This is a genomic window from Sporosarcina thermotolerans, assembly GCF_030067815.1.
GTDB classification, from domain to species: domain Bacteria; phylum Bacillota; class Bacilli; order Bacillales_A; family Planococcaceae; genus Sporosarcina; species Sporosarcina thermotolerans.
The window spans coordinates 220,161-237,271 of sequence record NZ_CP125968.1 but is presented as its reverse complement, the minus strand read 5'-3'; the positions used below and the strand labels follow the sequence as shown (position 1 = coordinate 237,271).

24 protein-coding genes and 1 pseudogene are annotated in these 17,111 nt (G+C 42.8%); 16 read left to right on the top strand and 9 right to left on the bottom strand.

Annotation, left to right across the window (positions count from 1 at the left end):
* Window positions 1–32: 32 nt before the first annotated feature.
* Window positions 33–767, bottom strand: coding sequence for an MBL fold metallo-hydrolase (locus QNH10_RS01325; RefSeq protein ID WP_283733229.1), 735 nt, complete (start codon window positions 765–767; stop codon window positions 33–35).
* 121 nt (window positions 768–888) lie between these two features.
* On the opposite strand from QNH10_RS01325, the gene QNH10_RS01320 reads away from it, so the two are divergent.
* Together QNH10_RS01320 and QNH10_RS01315 are read left to right on the top strand one after the other, a co-directional pair.
* A complete protein-coding gene (locus tag QNH10_RS01320; protein ID WP_283733228.1) occupies window positions 889–1,122 on the top strand; it encodes a glutaredoxin family protein in 234 nt (77 codons plus the stop codon).
* Between the two features lie 146 nt (window positions 1,123–1,268).
* The gene (locus QNH10_RS01315) at window positions 1,269–1,469 is read left to right on the top strand and encodes a hypothetical protein (RefSeq protein WP_283733227.1); all 201 of its coding nucleotides are present in this window, start codon (window positions 1,269–1,271) and stop codon (window positions 1,467–1,469) included.
* A gap of 254 nt (window positions 1,470–1,723) precedes the next feature.
* Here the strand turns inward: QNH10_RS01315 and QNH10_RS01310 are convergent, their stop codons facing one another.
* The 5 genes from QNH10_RS01310 to QNH10_RS01290 form a co-directional block, all read right to left on the bottom strand.
* Window positions 1,724–2,350 (bottom strand): hypothetical protein, encoded by a 627-nt coding sequence (locus QNH10_RS01310; protein WP_283733226.1) that lies wholly within the window; start codon window positions 2,348–2,350, stop codon window positions 1,724–1,726.
* A 27-nt stretch (window positions 2,351–2,377) separates the two neighbouring features.
* Window positions 2,378–2,671: a hypothetical protein gene (locus QNH10_RS01305; RefSeq protein WP_283733225.1), complete on the bottom strand. Its 294-nt coding sequence runs from the start codon at window positions 2,669–2,671 to the stop codon at window positions 2,378–2,380.
* 1 nt (window position 2,672) lies between these two features.
* Entirely contained in the window at window positions 2,673–2,954 is a 282-nt protein-coding gene (locus tag QNH10_RS01300; protein WP_283733224.1) for a hypothetical protein, read from the bottom strand.
* Entirely contained in the window at window positions 2,951–3,235 is a 285-nt protein-coding gene (locus tag QNH10_RS01295; protein WP_283733223.1) for a hypothetical protein, read from the bottom strand. Before QNH10_RS01295 ends, QNH10_RS01300 begins: the two co-directional genes overlap by 4 nt.
* Window positions 3,236–3,331: 96 nt before the next feature.
* Entirely contained in the window at window positions 3,332–3,967 is a 636-nt protein-coding gene (locus QNH10_RS01290; protein ID WP_283733222.1) for a BMQ_0737 family morphogenetic spore coat protein, read from the bottom strand.
* A gap of 324 nt (window positions 3,968–4,291) precedes the next feature.
* Between QNH10_RS01290 and QNH10_RS01285 the strand changes: the two genes are divergently transcribed.
* From QNH10_RS01285 to QNH10_RS01270, 4 genes and pseudogenes are all read left to right on the top strand, one after another.
* Window positions 4,292–4,870, top strand: coding sequence for a hypothetical protein (locus QNH10_RS01285; protein ID WP_283733221.1), 579 nt, complete (start codon window positions 4,292–4,294; stop codon window positions 4,868–4,870).
* Between the two features lie 87 nt (window positions 4,871–4,957).
* Window positions 4,958–5,617 carry an exosporium glycoprotein BclB-related protein gene (locus QNH10_RS01280; RefSeq protein WP_283733220.1) on the top strand — a complete coding sequence of 220 codons (660 nt, stop codon included), beginning with the start codon at window positions 4,958–4,960 and terminating at the stop codon, window positions 5,615–5,617.
* A 300-nt stretch (window positions 5,618–5,917) separates the two neighbouring features.
* Window positions 5,918–6,986, top strand: a pseudogene (locus tag QNH10_RS01275) (glycerate kinase).
* 3 nt (window positions 6,987–6,989) lie between these two features.
* Entirely contained in the window at window positions 6,990–8,339 is a 1,350-nt protein-coding gene (locus QNH10_RS01270) for a GntP family permease (protein WP_283733219.1), read from the top strand.
* A 179-nt stretch (window positions 8,340–8,518) separates the two neighbouring features.
* Here QNH10_RS01270 and QNH10_RS01265 read toward each other — a convergent pair whose 3' ends face one another.
* Window positions 8,519–9,781, bottom strand: a complete 1,263-nt coding sequence (locus QNH10_RS01265) for an MFS transporter (protein ID WP_283733218.1) — start codon at window positions 9,779–9,781, stop codon at window positions 8,519–8,521.
* 136 nt (window positions 9,782–9,917) lie between these two features.
* On the opposite strand from QNH10_RS01265, the gene QNH10_RS01260 reads away from it, so the two are divergent.
* From QNH10_RS01260 to QNH10_RS01230, 7 genes are all read left to right on the top strand, one after another.
* Window positions 9,918–11,201 carry a helix-turn-helix domain-containing protein gene (locus tag QNH10_RS01260; protein ID WP_283733217.1) on the top strand — a complete coding sequence of 428 codons (1,284 nt, stop codon included), beginning with the start codon at window positions 9,918–9,920 and terminating at the stop codon, window positions 11,199–11,201.
* A 31-nt stretch (window positions 11,202–11,232) separates the two neighbouring features.
* The gene (locus tag QNH10_RS01255; RefSeq protein WP_283733216.1) at window positions 11,233–11,520 is read left to right on the top strand and encodes a YciI family protein; all 288 of its coding nucleotides are present in this window, start codon (window positions 11,233–11,235) and stop codon (window positions 11,518–11,520) included.
* Between the two features lie 85 nt (window positions 11,521–11,605).
* Entirely contained in the window at window positions 11,606–11,929 is a 324-nt protein-coding gene (locus QNH10_RS01250) for an ArsR/SmtB family transcription factor (protein WP_283733215.1), read from the top strand.
* Window positions 11,913–12,155, top strand: a complete 243-nt coding sequence (locus QNH10_RS01245; RefSeq protein WP_283733214.1) for an SRPBCC family protein — start codon at window positions 11,913–11,915, stop codon at window positions 12,153–12,155. Before QNH10_RS01250 ends, QNH10_RS01245 begins: the two co-directional genes overlap by 17 nt.
* A 38-nt stretch (window positions 12,156–12,193) precedes the next feature.
* Window positions 12,194–12,388 (top strand): hypothetical protein, encoded by a 195-nt coding sequence (locus QNH10_RS01240; protein ID WP_283733213.1) that lies wholly within the window; start codon window positions 12,194–12,196, stop codon window positions 12,386–12,388.
* A 2-nt stretch (window positions 12,389–12,390) separates the two neighbouring features.
* Window positions 12,391–12,609, top strand: a complete 219-nt coding sequence (locus QNH10_RS01235; RefSeq protein WP_283733212.1) for a PDZ domain-containing protein — start codon at window positions 12,391–12,393, stop codon at window positions 12,607–12,609.
* 28 nt (window positions 12,610–12,637) lie between these two features.
* Window positions 12,638–13,165 (top strand): HAD-IIIA family hydrolase, encoded by a 528-nt coding sequence (locus tag QNH10_RS01230; RefSeq protein ID WP_283733211.1) that lies wholly within the window; start codon window positions 12,638–12,640, stop codon window positions 13,163–13,165.
* 101 nt (window positions 13,166–13,266) lie between these two features.
* Here QNH10_RS01230 and QNH10_RS01225 read toward each other — a convergent pair whose 3' ends face one another.
* Window positions 13,267–13,983, bottom strand: a complete 717-nt coding sequence (locus tag QNH10_RS01225; RefSeq protein ID WP_283733210.1) for a dihydropteridine reductase — start codon at window positions 13,981–13,983, stop codon at window positions 13,267–13,269.
* 139 nt (window positions 13,984–14,122) lie between these two features.
* A complete protein-coding gene (locus QNH10_RS01220) occupies window positions 14,123–14,878 on the bottom strand; it encodes a class I SAM-dependent methyltransferase (protein WP_381426398.1) in 756 nt (251 codons plus the stop codon).
* A 105-nt stretch (window positions 14,879–14,983) separates the two neighbouring features.
* On the opposite strand from QNH10_RS01220, the gene QNH10_RS01215 reads away from it, so the two are divergent.
* The 3 genes from QNH10_RS01215 to QNH10_RS01205 all read left to right on the top strand — a co-directional run bounded on the left by QNH10_RS01215 (window position 14,984) and on the right by QNH10_RS01205 (window position 17,111).
* Window positions 14,984–15,844, top strand: a complete 861-nt coding sequence (locus QNH10_RS01215) for a phosphotransferase (RefSeq protein ID WP_283733208.1) — start codon at window positions 14,984–14,986, stop codon at window positions 15,842–15,844.
* A 284-nt stretch (window positions 15,845–16,128) separates the two neighbouring features.
* Window positions 16,129–16,302: a hypothetical protein gene (locus QNH10_RS01210; protein ID WP_283733207.1), complete on the top strand. Its 174-nt coding sequence runs from the start codon at window positions 16,129–16,131 to the stop codon at window positions 16,300–16,302.
* A 26-nt stretch (window positions 16,303–16,328) separates the two neighbouring features.
* A complete protein-coding gene (locus tag QNH10_RS01205; protein WP_283733206.1) occupies window positions 16,329–17,111 on the top strand; it encodes a phosphotransferase enzyme family protein in 783 nt (260 codons plus the stop codon).

Sequence of the window (17,111 nt, the reverse complement as noted above, 5' to 3'; positions counted from 1 at the left end):
ACTCCCATTATGGAGTCGTTTTTATGTGTAAATCAAACCTCATATACCTTACCGACAACCGCCAACTCCGCCGGACCATCATACACTTTAGACGCTGCATATAAAATTTCCGTTGGCTCACCATGCAAAGGCAAATGCGTTAGCAACAAATTTTTCGCGCCAGCCATCTTAGCTAATTTGCCCGCCTCGCTCCCCGCCATATGTCCCGGAGATTTGCCTAAATGCTCTTCGTATAAATTCGCTTCGCTAATCAACAGATCCGTCTCTTTCGCAAATTCAACGAGTTCATCTCGCCACTCAGTATCAGCGGTCAACGTTACGGAACGCTCGTTAACAGTGAATTTCATTGCCAAGCAATAAACCGGATGTGTCGTTTCACAGAAAGAAACTTCGAAAGGCCCAATTTTAACAACATCGTTTTCATGAATAGGAACGCCGATTGTCTGCTCTTTATAAGTCAGCTTGCTGAAATTCTCTTCATCTTGGTCATGACCGTAAATCGGCAGCGGGGGAGAAGGTTTCCCAAGATAGTAGTTGATGATCCGGCTAAACTGCAAGCTACCGATATCCGCAATATGATCCGCATGATAATGGCTGATGACGACCGCATCCAACATCTCAAGTGGGATAGTATTTTGCAATGATGAAAGGACACCGCTTCCACAATCCACAAGGCAATGAAACCCGTCATGCTCGATTAAAAAAGAGGACGTAGCGCTATTCGCCTTCGGATACCCGCCCCAAATACCAATTGGGATTACTTTCACAATAAGCACCTCCAGTAATAATTATTATTTGAGATACCATATCCTTACAAACTTCGGACTATTTTGTTCATTTAGAATGAGGTATACTACATGTTATACATGTAAAAAGGAGGAGATTCAAATGACAAATGTTGCAACGGTATATTCAACAACTACATGCCCTTACTGCACGATGATGAAAAACTATTTGACTGAGCAAAACATCGAATTTGAAGAAGTACTTTTGACTACAGATGAAGAGAAGCAAAAGCTTGTTGAAGAAACAGGCCAGAGGGGCGTTCCTCAAACAAAACTGAACGGCAAATGGATTTTGGGCTTCAACCCTGAAGCGGTTCAAGAGGTATTGAAAGGATAATTTGGTTTGAAAATCTTCTGCAAATCATGCGCTTCCCAAGACCCGTTGGAAGAGTCGAATAAAAATCTATTCCCGAAAATTTGTATCGGACATGTTCTGCTTTTTCTTACGGGTGTGTTTTTAGTTGTTATGGAACAGATCGTTAAATGAAATCCTCGTCGATTGAAGAGATCGACGAGGATTTTTCACTGGAAAAGCGGAAAAAAATTAGTCAAAGCATTGAGTCGGTGATAACATCCCGAGAGTCGATGAAAACATTGCAAACTCCATTATTTACTGAAGTCCACGCAATTATGGATGAAGACTTGTCCATAGAAGAAGCAATCCGAAACGCTATCGATCATTAGCGCGTGAAAACAAAAAAGGTGATGGAATTGTTTATAGAAAAAGAGTTGTAGGATACATTGGTTGCAATGATTTTGTTGAGTGTTGTTTTCATCGTCGTGCTAACGGCGGTAATCAAGGTTCATCCGTTTTTATCTTTGCTAGCGGGTGCGTTTTTCGTTTCGGACTCGCTGGCGGGCGAATGTACATGGCCAAGGCTGTTTGCATTGTTTCATTACGATGTGGTTGAGGTGAATAACATGTTTTCCTGTTTATCCTACTCTGGGGAAAGGTCATTGCTTTCCTGGATTAGATATGCCGTAAGTTCATTGTACGCGTGCACTTCTTCTGTTAATTTTTGGACGTATTCTTCAAGGATGCCGATAAGTTCCTGTTGTTTTGCATTCATGTTTTTAGACGTCTCCAATTCAAGCTGCACTTTGGTAAGTTTGCCTTCAGCGTATGAATGCTCGTTTTTGGGAGGAGTATTTTGAGGGAGAAGTGAATTTATTTTCATTTCAAGTCTCTCAATACTCTTCGGCGTTTCCAATTGCCGGTCACTGCCAATTGAGGCTAATACATCGCATAGTTGTTTATTCGCTGTACGTAAATCCTGTTCCGTACATTGCAAAAGTTCCATGGCAGAAAGCGATTCTTTCCTCTGAAATTCCAAGGAACGTATTCGTTGTTCGTATAGTTGGATCCGCTTTTCGTATTTTTTGTTTTGATGAAGAAGATCCCTATATTTATTTGTCAGTCTTTCATTTTCCATAATAAGTTCATCGAGTAGCGAAGAGGAGGTACGATTGTATTTGGTCTTATATTTATTCAGCTCGGAACGCAAATAAATGATTGTCTGTTGTAATAGTATAGGATCGTTGCTTTTTATCTCCCCTTGACTCAATTGTTCATCTCCTCTTCATTCGGATTTTCAATTATTTCGGGCTTCACTTAAAATCGATTCAAATGATTGCTTATTCTCTTTCATCATCCGTTCAATTTCTTCCACAATTGTCTTTTGAATACTCGAAGGGAGATTCCTATGTGTAAGCCTTGCCAGTTGTAAATCTTTATTCATAAGGATGTATAAAAGCAGAAGATTGATCGTCTTGGCATCCAAGAAGACGAAGCTTTTGGATGGCAGCTCCCTATCCTTTTCGTTCAGGGATTCTGTCAGTTCAGAGATGATTTGATGAAATACGTCATGAATTGAATTTTTTTCCATGTCAAATATCCCCCCCTATTGTCGATGTTCCGTTTACGTTAATTGAATTAAGTGCGGCTACACCATCCGGATGCTGATCGCAAAACAGGGTCCCTATCATGCTGCCGAAGTAGGAACTAGACGGCTTCCAGTTTAGTTGAAAATTGGAAAATGAAAGTGTTTCTCCTGGTAGGATACTTGTTTTACCAATCGGTCGTAAATGGAATTCGAAGCGATTGGCACGGTCATTGATACGTTCCCATCCACCTGTCAAATTTTTTGATAGAGTCAATTTATTGTTCACGAGTTTTCCTTGGAGGGAAAAGGGGCATCTTGCGATAACGTAATGTGAATGAAAGGGTTTGTGAGTGGTTGATTGCCGATGTTTTGAATATGGAAGGAACCCAGACAGAAGCTTTCCTCTGCCGGATCGTGTGCGAGATGTAAGGAGTATGTAAAATAAGCGATGCAATCAAGGCGATTCCCCCGCGGTAAAAGCGCATCTTTCAACTCGTTCAAATAGAACTGATTCGACTGGTGGTACTCCATTAACTTACTCAATATGTCTGTGGAATCTGAATTCACTTATCCAACCTCCTAACAAGTAAATAAAGAGAGGGAAGGTCCCCCTCTTTATCGTATGTGTCCACTAGGACAGTTAGTACGGATTTTTGATAAGCATTAATCCGGATATACTGCTGGACACTGACGCGGCCTTGCTGGATGAGGGCAGGACCCAATTGCCAAGTCAGCACGCGGTTCGCAGAAATCTGCCAGGAATTCAACTGTAACCGGGAATGTGGATTGAATGCTTTGACATGTCATCACGGATACTACAAGACCTGTAAATGTCACTACCCCATCTCCCGGTACGGGTGTACCTGGTGCGCTGATGAAACAATCCAACTCCGTGAATGTCACAGTGACGTCTGTTCCTTCAGGTGCACAAAGAATGACTTGTTCGGACCGTGAGACAGGAATCGGGCTGCTTCGAAAAATAACACCAGTTGGCAAGGTAAGAACAAGCACAACAGAGAATGTCTTCTGGATAGTCAATTGCTGTAAGCAGACACTGTGGCCGTCAACAGTGAATTGCCGATTTTCACGTCTCAAAATGACGACGGGATTAGTTGTAGCAGGCGTCACCTCACATGTTACGGTAGCACCAGTCATGGGAGTTGTCGGAGTCATTCCTGGAAATGCCATTGGAGCTGTCGGGAAGAAATCAAACGAGTTTTCTTTCATCACCCAGTCGTATACTTTGTCGACATTAATACAGATCAATTCTTGATCTGGACATGGTAATCTCTCTTGCATAGTAGCTGTCACCTCCATATTTTAATTGTTCGTGCATTCGTATAATATGTACTTGCGACTGTTTTGCATAGGCAAAGAAAAGGCTTAGAAGCAAAAACTCTTTCATGATTCTAGTGGGTAGGCAAGCTATCCATATGTCACAGACAGATTGTTTATAAAATAGAATAGAAAAGAACGATTGTAAGTTGAAAGAGGTGAAAAAATGGAAAAATCTAACGAGGCTATGGAAATAGAGCAGCTTAAAAATAAAATTGAAAATTACCAGAGAGCTTTGGCTTCATTAAAGACGGAAAATTCCTCGGAGACATCCATCTGAGAAGAAGGGTGGCGAGCATTGAGAAAAACGTTGAAAAAGTGAACGGGCAGGTACAAGAATTGGCAAAGCTTATTAATGAAGCGATTGTTGCCCTTTCAAATGAGATCAATGAACTAACAGAGAAGTGGAGCGAACAGCAGATTGAGAAAGAGGAAACAAATAATCAACAAATAGAACCAGCCCGAACTGAAAAGACCGAACATACGAACAGCAAATCAAAACAACCGGATACCTACACAACTGGTCAGCAGAACACCTTACCATCCTTTAGACAACTAAAACAGCTCGCGCAGCAGCCAACATTTCAAACAACTGATTCAACAAATTTTAACACCCCTCGGTTTTACACCCCTGCTATACCAATCGAAGCTACAGGATTACGTGAATTAGAACCGATCATATATGAAGAAAAAAAATCTCCAAGCAAAGGGGAAACGGTCGATACATCTGTCAGGCCTTTAAGTGGTCAAACAAGTGGAGCCCAGCAGGAAAGAAACGAGCCTCAATCTATTCAGCCAGTAAACCAATTGCATGGCAGTGATGAAAATCAAACTTCACCTTTTTGGAAAATGTTCAAAAAGAAATGAATAGCCTTATAGACAGAAAACCGATAGTTGCAAGCCCGTCCTTCTCCTTTCTCCGTGAATAGTATAACGGAGAAAGGAGGTGTTACTATGGCTTGTTTTCAAGGAGGCGGATGTGGAGGAGGGGTTGCAGGTTGTTGTGGAAACAACAATGGAATCTTCCAAAACAGATGCCATACATTAGGACCAATTCTTGCGGTTGATCAAAACTGTCTGCCGCCAGCAACTGCGCCAACTGCGCCAGCTGCGCAGGGCTCTATCATTCCGTTTGCATCTGGAGCAGTTCCCGTCGCATTGACAACGGTAGCCGGTGGCGTAGTCGGTGTACCATTCTTTTTAGGTTTCGGTACCGCCGTGCCAGGTACTATCACTGGTGGTGTTATTGTACTGCCGACTGTTGGGGGACTATTGAACGAAGCTTTTACAGTGCCTCGACCTGGTACGATAACATCGATTTCCGCTACATTTACAATAACGGTCGCATTGACTCTTGCCCCAACGGCAACGGTCAGAGCACAGATTTATCAAGCTCCTGCAGGAAGCGATACATTCAGCCCAACAGCTGCATTTGTCGATTTGACCCCTCAGCTCACAACTGGGCTGGCAGTGGGATCAATATTAACCGGATCGGCTGCCGCAGCTGTACCGGTAGCTACAGGTGATCGTCTATTAATGGTCTTCACATTATTAGGAGTAACAGTGATTGCGGCCGTTACGGGTACTGCAAGCGCTGGAATAGCGATAGCGTAAGCATAATAATAATAGGAATGCCCACTTTGACTAGTGGGCATTTTTTATAAGGTGCTAAAGGAGTCAGAGTGAGTGGATGATATTTTGCAAGTCAGTGGTAAAGTATCGAAAGTCGGTCCCGTAAAAAAAATCCTTAATATAACTCGAAACTTCAACATAAAGTAGAATGTATTTTGATTTTCGAAACATAAAATTAAACACAAGTCTTATATATATTAAATTGGAGGTGCTTCCCATGAAAGTGATTTTGGCACCCATTCATTCAAAGGAAGTTTGGCAGCGAGTGAAGCTGCCGAAGCAATGGCTAAAGGTGTATGTGACGTGAACTCAGATATAAGGACGGTTCTGCTGCCGGTAGCTGACGGCGGGGAAGGCACGATGAGGAGCTTGGTCGATGCGACAAAGGGGAAATATGTATCCATCAATGTAGAGGATCCGCTCGGCAGGCCCATTCGAGTGTCATATGGCATTCTTGGGGACGGCGAGACGTGCTCATTGAAATTGCAGAGGCCTCAGGAATTATGAGACTGAAGGAAAACGAAAGAAATCCGCGTTTCGCGTCCTCTTATGGCACCGGTCAATTGATCGTACATGCATTGGACAGCGGCTATCGAAAATTCATTATCGGCCTTGGGGGAAGCGCAACGAATGATGGAGGGGCAGGAATCCTTCAGGCACTTGGTATGCGTTTGTTGGATAAAGAAGGGATCGAATTAGCGAAAGGGGGAGGGGGACTCCAGTATATTTACTCAATTAATAGAGAGAAATGGGATGAACGCATTGCAGATTGTGAGTTTTTAATAGCGAGTGATGTGAAAAACCCATTCATCGGTCATGAAGGTGCGTCGGTTGTTTTCGGTCCGCAGAAAGGGGCAAGCCCGACTGACGTGGACGAACTTGACCGGAATTTACGCAAATTCGCGGACGTAGTTGAAAAAGAAACAGGAATTTCCCTTCATTCGAAGGAAGGAGCAGGGGCTGCTGGGGATTGGGAGGTGCGTTCCAAGCATTCTTCAATTGTGAAATGCAGCAAGGAATCGATGTTGTGCTCGAAGCAATCGATTTCGAAGAACATGTGAAAGATGCAGATTTAATCATCACTGGGGAAGGGAAAACCGATTTGCAGACACTTTCCGGGAAAGCGCCATTCGGCATTGCGAAAGTGGCGCATCGGTTAGCGTTGCCAATCATTCTTATTTCGGGGGCTGTGGATGAAGAAATCCGTGGTACATTAACGCCGTTGTTTACGGAAGTCCACGCCATCATGGATGAGAATATACCTGCGGAAGATGCAATTACAAACGCTTATGACCATTTGCGTAGGAAAACAAAAAAGGTATTGGAGCTCATTAGAGAAAAAGGGGTGTAGGGAATGTTAGTTGCAATGATTATCTTAAGTGTTGTCTTGATCGTAGTACTAACAGCGGTATTCAAGGTTCATCCGTTTTTATCATTATTGGCTGGAGCATTTTTCGTCGGTATCACGTCCGGCATGCCGCTGTTGACTGTTGTTGAGAATGTGAACGAAGGCTTCGGGGGATTAATGAAGGGGATTGGGCTCGTCATCGTTGCGGGTACGATTATCGGTGTCATTTTAGAAAAATCAGGTGCCGCGTACAGGATGGCGGAAGTTGTGTTGCGCGTGATTGGGGAGAAACGCCCTCAATTGGCGATGTCCATTATCGGATACATCGTATCGATTCCGGTTTTCTGTGATTCGGGCTTCATTATTTTATCCAGTTTAAAGAAAGCATTGGCGAAACGGGCAAAAGTTGCAATTGCATCGATGTCGGTTGCGCTCGCGACGGGACTATATGCAACCCATACATTAGTGCCACCGACACCGGGGCCGATTGCTGCTGCTGGAAATATCGGTGCGGAAAACTTCTTGGGCACTATTATTTTAATTGGTCTTATCGTTGCCATCCCGGCAGTCGTTGTTGGGTATTTATGGGCAGTGAGAGTCGGATCGAAAATTTCCGTGCCGGAAGATGTAGAGGATAATAACGGACTTGATTATGATGAAATCGTTAAGTCATTTGGCCATATGCCTTCGACTTTCAAAGCATTCCTGCCAATCGTTTTGCCAATCGTTCTGATCGGTGTCGGATCAATCGCGAAGTTGACAATGGCAGAAGGCAGCTTTAAAAACTTCCTTCAATTCTTAGGGGCTCCTACAGTTGCCTTGTTATTCGGTGTCTCTGCGGCATTCCTGCTCCTACCAAAATGGAATGAAGAGACATTAACGAAATGGATTGGAGAAGGATTGAAGGAAGCGGCACCAATTTTGCTAATCACAGGTGCGGGTGGCGCATTCGGGAAAGTGATTTCAAATTCTGGTGTAGCTGATTTGATCAGCGGCATGAACTTTGATGCAATAGCGGGCGGCGCCCTCTTCCTTCTTGTTCCGTTCTTCATCGCAGCTGCTTTGAAAACGGCGCAAGGTTCGACTACCGCTGCATTGGTCATCACATCGACATTGATTGCCCCGCTTCTTCCAGCAATGGGAATTGAAGGCGCAATTCCGCTCGCTCTTGTCGTCATGGCAGTTGGTGCCGGCGGAATGATGGTAAGCCACGTGAACGACAGCTTTTTCTGGGTCGTCACTCAGTTCAGTGGAATGACAGTGACAGACGCCTACAAAGCGCAAACAATGGCGACATTGCTACAAGGGGTTACGACAATTGTAGTAACGATGATTCTTTGGATGATATTGGTTTAAGAAAGGCGCTGATTCCTTTTGGGAATCAGCGTTTTTGCTTGCAAAATGGCCGAACGGTGATAAAAGCTGTCTGAGCGGTGATAAAGTGTCGCTGAGCGGTGATAAAGTGCCGCTGAGCGGTGATAAACCCACCTTAAGCGGTGATAACCGATTTCCACACACGCTTAGGTTTCCATTTTTCATTCCACTGCAACTGCCGCATCCCCCGCGTTAGCCTTTTTACCCGAAACCTTCTCAATTCTACGCAGATCTGGGTCAATCAGGAAGAAAAGTGATAGAAGCAGCACCCATATGCCAGCTCCGATGAATAACTGGTTGACGGGGATGCCCCACTCTGCGATAACCCCACCCGCGATGGCGAATCCCGGCATGAGAAAAGTGGCGATTGCGCCATTCAACGTATAGACCCGACCCCTGAATTTATCCTCTACTAATACGATTAGTAAAGAGTTATATAAAACACCATATACAGTCATCAGTGTATTCATCACCACGTATAGCGCAATGCCAACATAAAGGGCCGATGTAACACCCATATACATGAACGCAACCGCTGCAACCGACATGGAAGTGAACATGACAATGGAAGGTTTAGCAAAGGAAGTAACTTTATCCGCAACGAGCCCAATTAATATTCCACCAACAGCGGCGAAAGCACCGAACAAGCCAAATTGAAATGCGTTTCCTTCATAATGATCTGTAATCAATACGACCACCAAAGCCCCTGCTATCGTTGTCGCATTCATTAAAGAGGCTAAGATTGACAACTTTAAGATAGGGCGATTATTCCGCAAAACGGCCCAGCCATCTTTGAATTCGGAGAGCATGGATGGCTTTTTCGTAGGAGCAGCTTCAGATTCTTCTTCATCCCGGGCCAACGAAATATTAATTACGAAGATCAATAAGATGCTCGCGATAATGTACACCCCCGAATGCAACAGCATTACGCCAACAAACCCCATGATGGTAATCAATACACCGCTAATCCCCTGCCCAATTAAGTATGACGTCTCACTTGTGGAAGATATATAACCGTTCACTTTAACAATCCTGTCGACGCCAACAATCCGCGGCAACAGTTTATTTTTTGCCGGGCCAATGAATGTCATGCAAATATTGTGAACGATGAGCGCCACGTAGATTGCAAAAGCAACACCATCCAGCCAAAACAGGTAGGCGAGTGTCAATAGAACCCCGACTGACACCATGATGATATACCCGATTTGCATGGAAGACTTCGGTTCTTTTCGGTCGACAAGAACACCGATGAATGGTGCGATGAAAACGGCCGTCAATGCACTGACAGCGGTCACTAACGCTGAAGAGAGCGGCGACTGCGTAATATCGTACATATACCACATAATAGAAATGGTGAAAATACTGTCTGCAAGCACCGTCAAAAATTGGTTAGTCACAATCAATGACATATTTCTCTTAATCAATTCTCCCAACTCCCTGTGTTTAATATATTGAACATACCATGTTATGGAACCAAATTCAATATATTAAACAAAATTGTTTTAGTTATTGAACAATGCTATGATTAAGGTAATAAAACATGGTAAAGGGTGAAGTCAATTGACCCATGTAGGAGAAAATATTAGACGCATACGGACTGCTAAAAATATGACAATCTCTGACGTTGCAAACGAGCACGTCTCCAGAGGGATGATCAGTTTAATAGAAAATGGGAAAACGCAGCCTTCGATTGAGCGATTGCAGCATATTGCCAGGCAATTAGATGTAGATATTTCCGAACTGGTAGAGGAAGTGCCACGTGAAAAGATGAAGAGTACATTGAAACAGGCGATTGAGCTATGGCAACAACCGGGAATCCAGCCGAAAGTAGATGCAGCCACTTTACTCAGCCCAATCTTAGAGAAGGAACCTTCTGGCTACGAGGCTGCGAGGATGTATGAGATCTACGCAAGAATCCTTTACCACTTGTATGTTTTGGCGATTGACCAATACAACGAAATAGAAGAGAACGATTGGGAGGTTTTCATAGGAGAAGCGATCAATTTATACCGCGATTTGCAGATGGATTGGCGTGTAATCGAATGTCAGGGGTTTTTGGCGGATATCCAGTTTGACAAGGCAAATTACTTTGGAACCGTAGAGATTATTGACCAAGCGCTGGAAGAATTGTCAGTGATGGATAGTCTGGAGACGAAATCAATGTATATCAAGTTGCTGGGGACAAAAGCAATTGCATTGGTATCATTGGGTCAGTACGGAGAAGCGCATAAGCAGTTGGATGACGCAATCCATTTTGCGCGTGAGCAGTTGGTAATGGATCAGTATTACAATTTGCTGAATTTAAGAAGCTTTTTTTATTACGATAGCCAACAGCCAGAGAAAGCGCGAGAGTATGTTGAAGGGTGCTCGTTATTTGTCCAGTTGATCAAACATGAAAGCCTTTCGTTTGATTTTGAATTGAATCAGGTGTTCAGGGAGGAGTTCTATGAAAAGGATTATTTGAAAGCCCTTGCGATTGCTGAACAGCTGATTGGCAAAATTGAAGCCTCAGTCAAGTTCCCGAAAGAAGTCAAGGGTGAATTTATTACAATGCCTAAAAGTTTGCTGGCAAGAGTGCTGACAAGATTGGAACGATATGAGGAGGCACTATCTTTATTTGAAGAAAATCCGATTATCCTTCCTGAACGCATCCAACTAAATCCGATTGATGCTGCGCTGAGGGTTTTATCGAACAGCTATGAAGCACTTTGCCACTATCACTTAGGCAACCCGAAAAAGGCTGAGGAACTTGCAAGATCCACTGTAGAACAGTTACACAATATGCCTCATTCTTCCCTTTATCATTTCGGACGCGAGGTATTATCCAAGGTGATGTCGAAGTAGAATGGTAACGAATGAAGAGGGGGGTACTTGTATGAAAGTTGTCATCCATTTCACGACAGGGAAAGCATGGAAAGAGGGCAAGCCGCATTGGGAACAAGGGCTTGTCCCGCATCGAGAGTATGTGAAGGAAGAAGCATTGGCGAAAGGGATTTTGATTGCGGGCGGGCCGTTCATGGATCACACAGGGGGATTGATCATTCTGGAAGTTGATAGTCCGGAAGAGGCTAAGCACTTTGCTGACAATGATCCCGCGGTGATTGAGGAGAAATTTGAAGCAACAATCTATCCGTGGGAGCCGTTGGAAGGAATTTTTAATTAATAGTCTGATTTTTGTTGACATTCAGATGTGCGATTTGTTATGTTCTATTTATAACCAAATGGTTATATGACATGGAGGCTTTGACATGACGGATATTTATCGGGCAATTGCAGACCCCACACGAAGAAAAATACTAACTTTATTGTCGTTACATGAATATACGCAGTCCCAATTGGTTGATCGATTTACCATTTCGCAGCCCGCCTTGAAGAAGCATCTTGCGATTTTAGTGGAAGAGGATTTGGTAGCGGAGAGGAAAGAGGGGAGGTATCGTGTTTATAGTTTAAAAAGGGACAATTTCAAGGATCAGTACGAAAAGCTTCAACAGGAAATCGGAAGCGTATTGGACGGCAAGTTGATGAAATTGAAAGCATATTTGGAGGGAGAAAGCGATGGAGAAAGTCATTGATTCGGTAAAACGGGAGATTTTTGTGAAAGCATCGCCAGAAAAGGTGTGGAATGCGCTCACTGTACCTGAAGAACGAAATCGGTGGGAAACGCGGAACTGCGAACTTGATATCCGTGTTGGGGGGACAGTTAGCCTCGATTATGGCTGGGGTGTCAGCTATGTCTGCGCAGTTGTTGAGATTGAGGAAAATCGGAAGCTTGTTCTTAAGGAGAAGATGAGGGGCTGACCACTTGGACAATTACACCGCAAGATGGGGGATCTGTTGTGGCGATTGAATATACAGGTATCTGGTCAGGCGATTTCGAAATGATGCAAGCGGATAATATGGCGTTTGGCACGTATCAATTCATGAGAAACTTGAAAAGTGTATATGAAGGGAAAGATGATTTGCGCTCCGTTTTTGGAGAAGTTGGATTGGCGTTTTGCATCGGACGAATCCAAGCGGCATTCCTGGGGTGAAAGTGGTCAAAGTTCAACCGAATACGCCAGCAGACGGGCTAATTAATGATGGTGACATTATAACGAATGTCAATGGTATCCAAACTGACTCATATGATGAATTGGAAATCATCGTTTCGGAAACGGAGCCTGATAAACCAATTACGCTTACTGTAATGAGGGATGGCCAACAACTTGAGGTGGAGCTGATGACCGTTCCTTATGGGCAGACGGTACAGTGAGTAATGGAAATCACAGGGAGTAGATAAAATGGATAATTTACAAGCAGTCTTTATCGACCGTGATGGAACAATCGGGGGTACCGGACATTTCATTCATCCAAGAGATTTCACTCCCTATCCCTTCACCGAAGAAGCCCTAAAGCTCTTGAAGGCATATGGCATCAGGACATTCGCCTGTACAAACCAGCATAGGATCAGCAAAGGGGAGGCGGGTCTTGAAGATTTCGTTAATGAATTCAAGATATTTGGTTTTGAAGATGCATTCATATGCCCCCACGGCTCCTCGGAAGGATGCGAGTGCCGTAAACCAAGTCCAGGATTGCTTCGTGAGGCTGCCGAAAAGCATAGGTTAGATTTAACAAAAACAGCTTTCATCGGCGATGTCGGGTCAACTGATATGTTAGCTGCTGACGCAGTCGGCGCGAAGAAAATCCTCGTTCTGACTGGGTGGGGTGAGGGGTCATTAACCCAATATCGGCATAAATGGGCTGACATAGAGCCGGATTATATCGCTGAAAATCTGTTGGATGCTGTGAAATGGCTGCTTCATAAATGAAGAAAGTTAATGGATCCGAATAAGCAAAAACAGGTGCAAATCCATGTCATGGAAATGCACCTGTTATTTTATTTACCAATTATCAACTTCATTCTTCCAGCTTAATTCGTCAATTCAAAGGACAAGAAATCAGGAAGTTGTCGTTCACGCTTATCGAGCATAATCTGTTCCGGCTTAATGCCCTGCTCGCGCAGTACTGCAATGTTCTGTACGAGGAATTCATCGCTGCCGACAATATAGAAGAGTCCATCTTTATCTGCAGTAAGATTTTTAACTTCATCATAATAGTCTTTACGGTTATCGACGAACTGGGATGTGAACTTCTTGTCAGGTGCAGACTCAAAAATATCAGGGAATAGGAAATCCTTCGATGAATCGATGTTCAATGAATGGATTTGATTGACGTTGTCTGCACGTTCGAAATAGTCAAGTACAAGCGGTCTGAATGTAGCCAGGCCGACACCTGACGACAATAGGTAAACATTATTATCTTCTCTTTTAAGCGGTACATTCGAATGAGTTTTAAATAATGCAACCTCATCACCGACTTTATGATTTCTTAAAGTCATTTTAAACTCAGAACCTATCTTTCTGATTCGTGTTGTGATCCCAATCGAATTTTCATTCGGTAAAGTAGAAATTGACATATGGCGAATCAGGCCACGATTTGGCTTCTCTCCTGCATTAAAACCTTTCAGCGCGAAGTGAGTGTGAGAACCTTCTTCCCAGGTAAAGCCTTCCGGACAGTCAAGCAGGTACGTTTTCACCTCAGACGTTTCATCAATGATCTTATTTATTTTAGTCCAATATATTTGCACTATAATCCCCCTCACATCATTAAATGCATCAATACTATACAATATACCACGAATGATTATCATTCTCAATTAAGGGAGTTTTTACTTTCGGATAATTTATGTGAATTGAATTTTGGACAAATAAAAAAAGGGTATTCGATTACCCTTTCTTTACACATTTTATAATTAAAGTAGTCGGTATCATCTTCGCCTTCTCAAACGAGTACCACCGGTTTACATGCCTTTCCCGATCCTCCTCCGTCAATGATACGTCCTCGATGATCTTCTCGATTTCAAATCCACACTCAATCAATGTATTTATATATGTACTCACCCTGTACTGCTGCATGATCGCAGGCGCATGCCAAGCTTCATGATCATATGCCCCTTCTTCGTGATAGGATTTATTGAAATGAAGTTCTTCACCCTCCCAGCTTGCTCGGCTGTGCAATGGATGCTCCCAGCTGAAAACGAAAATGCCACCCGGTTTCAAATAGTCATGGACATTAGTGAGTGTTTGACGCAAATCGCTCGTCCAACCTAACGCATAAATGGAATAGACGATATCAAAATACGTAAAAGGAATTCCGGGGTTTTCCTCCATTGGCGATTCAAATAAATGGACAGGCGCCTTGCTGTCCTTAAGCAATTCCTTCGCCGTTTCAATTTGTGTCTTTGAAAGATCGACTCCCCATAACTCCGCGGTACTTCGTCGATCCATATATTGCAAAGAATGCCCGCTACCGCATCCGATATCCAATACCTTCATGCCAGACACATCACCAAGTAAATTCAATTCATCTTCCCGCGGCGCAAGCGGCCCATATTCAGGCAAAGGATTTCGCCCGAAAAACCGCGGTGCCACCTCATCCCAACTTTTTTTATTCAATACTAGTGATTCATTTCTCAAAATCATCCCTCCATGGGAATGTATATTCGACATTGAAATCTTATTCTCCTTTATTTGAAATAAAGGACATTGCTTCGTGCAAGGAGAATTCATATTAAGAATGGGGGAGATATGGTGAATACGATTGCTGAATTACGAATCAAAGGATTTATTGGAAGCGAAGCAGAAATCAAACAATTGACGAGCGGAACAACTGATGGACAGGTTTATGCAGTTTTAGAAAACGGCAGTCCTTCTTGCATTATAAAATACGATCACCCGACTAATATCGGGATTGTCGCACGATTTCTTGAATCGTATAAGGGTATTGGGATGTTACCTAATCTTTATGATGTCGATTCGGATAAGAAATATTTTCTCTATGAATATATTGAAGGGACAACGCATTTCAATCGTGGAAAGAAAGCGGATTGGATGAAGCTTCTCGTTGAAGGGATGTTCAACCATTATGAAAAATGCAATCCACAAGCACCGTGGGGCAGGGTAGGTGGGACGCCTCGGCAATCCTGGTTCGAGTTCAACAGAATAAGCTTGGAATATGCGTATGAAAATGTCGGGAATCTGCTGCCCGGTGATGATTATTTGCGAATGAAAGAATTAGCAGAGCGACTTGCAACGAATGAAATTAAGGAAGAAAAATATTACCTACATGGGGACACGGGTGTCCATAACTTTGTGTTTCATCAAAATCAACTGGTCGGCGTGATTGATCCTGACCCATTGATTGGTCCCTTAATTTATGATTTTACATACGCATTTTGTTCTTCTCCGGATGATTTAGATATGGAGACGTTGCTTGCTTCATTTGCTTTATTGAAAAACGTGCGGATGGATACGCAACGATTAATCGAAGAAGTTGTTTTTCAGCTTTATACGCGGATCGGAATTTGTAAAAAAGCGCATCCTCATGATTTAGAGGAGTATTTGCAGGCGTGGGAGTATTGGAAACGGAAATTGAAAGAGAATAATTAAATTTTGAAAAATCCATTTACTATTATCTGAATGTAGAGTAGAATGCAAGTAGTTGGGAAATTCTTGTAAAAGGAAGGTGATATCATGAGTCGGTTTTTAAATTCATACGAGAACAATAAGATTCACGATGTCCAATTATGTAACTTCCTTTGGCGATGAGATATGACTTTCATTCATCCAAGACTATCGTAGATCGATAGTCTTTTTTTCATCCGTAAAAGACTGGATAATTGGCTCGTTATCCTGACATCTTTGTTCTCACAATCATAGGAGGAAGAGAATAGATGATGAAATTGTCCATTATGAGAGACTTTCTTGAGTCTGGTGCAAGTGAGGAACTCGTTCATAGTTTGTTGGAAAACTGGGGATTTGAACAGGACTCGGTCCAGTTTTTGAGGGCGAGCAGTAATTTCGTTTTTGTATTTGAAAGAAACGGTGAGAAATACATTTACGGGTAACTCCAAACGGTAATCGAAATAAGCTGATGGAGGAAGTTTCCCTTTTATCTTTCTTGTCGATGAACGAGGTTAGAGTAAACATGCCTGTCCAATCGAAGCATGGCAATATGGTTGAAGAAGCGAAGAGTGACTTCGGAATTTTCCAGGCTGTGGTATTCCGCTTTCTGTCCGGAACCCAATATGAAATTGAAGAACTATCGGAAAGGCAATTGTACTTATGGGGAGAAGCTTTAGGAAATCTCCACAGTTGCTCAAAGCAATTTTTAAATACGAATACGCACAGTGTGAGAAATGATACAGTTCAACAACTTGCCGAATTAAATAGCTCTTTGCCTCAAAGTGAAAGCTTGGCGCGAAGGGAACTTGAAGCGATAAAAACACGGTTAATGACTCTTGAAATTAATCAAGACAATTATGGAATCATTCACTTTGACTTTGAACTCGATAATCTAATTTGGGATGGCGACAATGTTCAAATTATTGACTTTGAGAGCAGTGTCGGACATTGGTACACAGCGGATATAGCATTTGCCTTACGTGATTTATTTGAAGGGAATGTTGATTTTTCAAATAAATCTTTTCAACTTTATCTTGAAGGTTATAGAAGTAAAATGCATGTAACAGATGGAGAAATCAATGTGATTCCTATGTTTTTAAGGTTGCATGAATTAATTACTTTTGCTAGTTTGCTTCGAATAGTTGATGTTGAAAACGATTTGAATAATCCTCAATGGGTTACTGCGTTACGTAAAAAGTTACAATCTAAAATAGATGATTATAGAGATGGGTTAAAGCGGAGGGGGAAATGA

Bases quoted from the DNA above. Each gene is read 5' to 3' on its own strand.
- QNH10_RS01320 (WP_283733228.1), top strand. From the start codon at position 889: ATGACAAATGTTGCAACGGTATATTCAACAACTACATGCCCTTACTGC.
- QNH10_RS01315 (WP_283733227.1), top strand. From the start codon at position 1,269: ATGAAATCCTCGTCGATTGAAGAGATCGACGAGGATTTTTCACTGGAA.
- QNH10_RS01305 (WP_283733225.1), bottom strand. From the start codon at position 2,671: ATGGAAAAAAATTCAATTCATGACGTATTTCATCAAATCATCTCTGAA.
- QNH10_RS01290 (WP_283733222.1), bottom strand. From the start codon at position 3,967: ATGCAAGAGAGATTACCATGTCCAGATCAAGAATTGATCTGTATTAAT.
- QNH10_RS01280 (WP_283733220.1), top strand. From the start codon at position 4,958: ATGGCTTGTTTTCAAGGAGGCGGATGTGGAGGAGGGGTTGCAGGTTGT.
- QNH10_RS01270 (WP_283733219.1), top strand. From the start codon at position 6,990: ATGTTAGTTGCAATGATTATCTTAAGTGTTGTCTTGATCGTAGTACTA.
- QNH10_RS01255 (WP_283733216.1), top strand. From the start codon at position 11,233: ATGAAAGTTGTCATCCATTTCACGACAGGGAAAGCATGGAAAGAGGGC.
- QNH10_RS01250 (WP_283733215.1), top strand. From the start codon at position 11,606: ATGACGGATATTTATCGGGCAATTGCAGACCCCACACGAAGAAAAATA.
- QNH10_RS01245 (WP_283733214.1), top strand. From the start codon at position 11,913: ATGGAGAAAGTCATTGATTCGGTAAAACGGGAGATTTTTGTGAAAGCA.
- QNH10_RS01230 (WP_283733211.1), top strand. From the start codon at position 12,638: ATGGATAATTTACAAGCAGTCTTTATCGACCGTGATGGAACAATCGGG.
- QNH10_RS01220 (WP_381426398.1), bottom strand. From the start codon at position 14,878: ATGATTTTGAGAAATGAATCACTAGTATTGAATAAAAAAAGTTGGGAT.
- QNH10_RS01215 (WP_283733208.1), top strand. From the start codon at position 14,984: ATGGTGAATACGATTGCTGAATTACGAATCAAAGGATTTATTGGAAGC.
- QNH10_RS01210 (WP_283733207.1), top strand. From the start codon at position 16,129: ATGATGAAATTGTCCATTATGAGAGACTTTCTTGAGTCTGGTGCAAGT.
- QNH10_RS01205 (WP_283733206.1), top strand. From the start codon at position 16,329: ATGGAGGAAGTTTCCCTTTTATCTTTCTTGTCGATGAACGAGGTTAGA.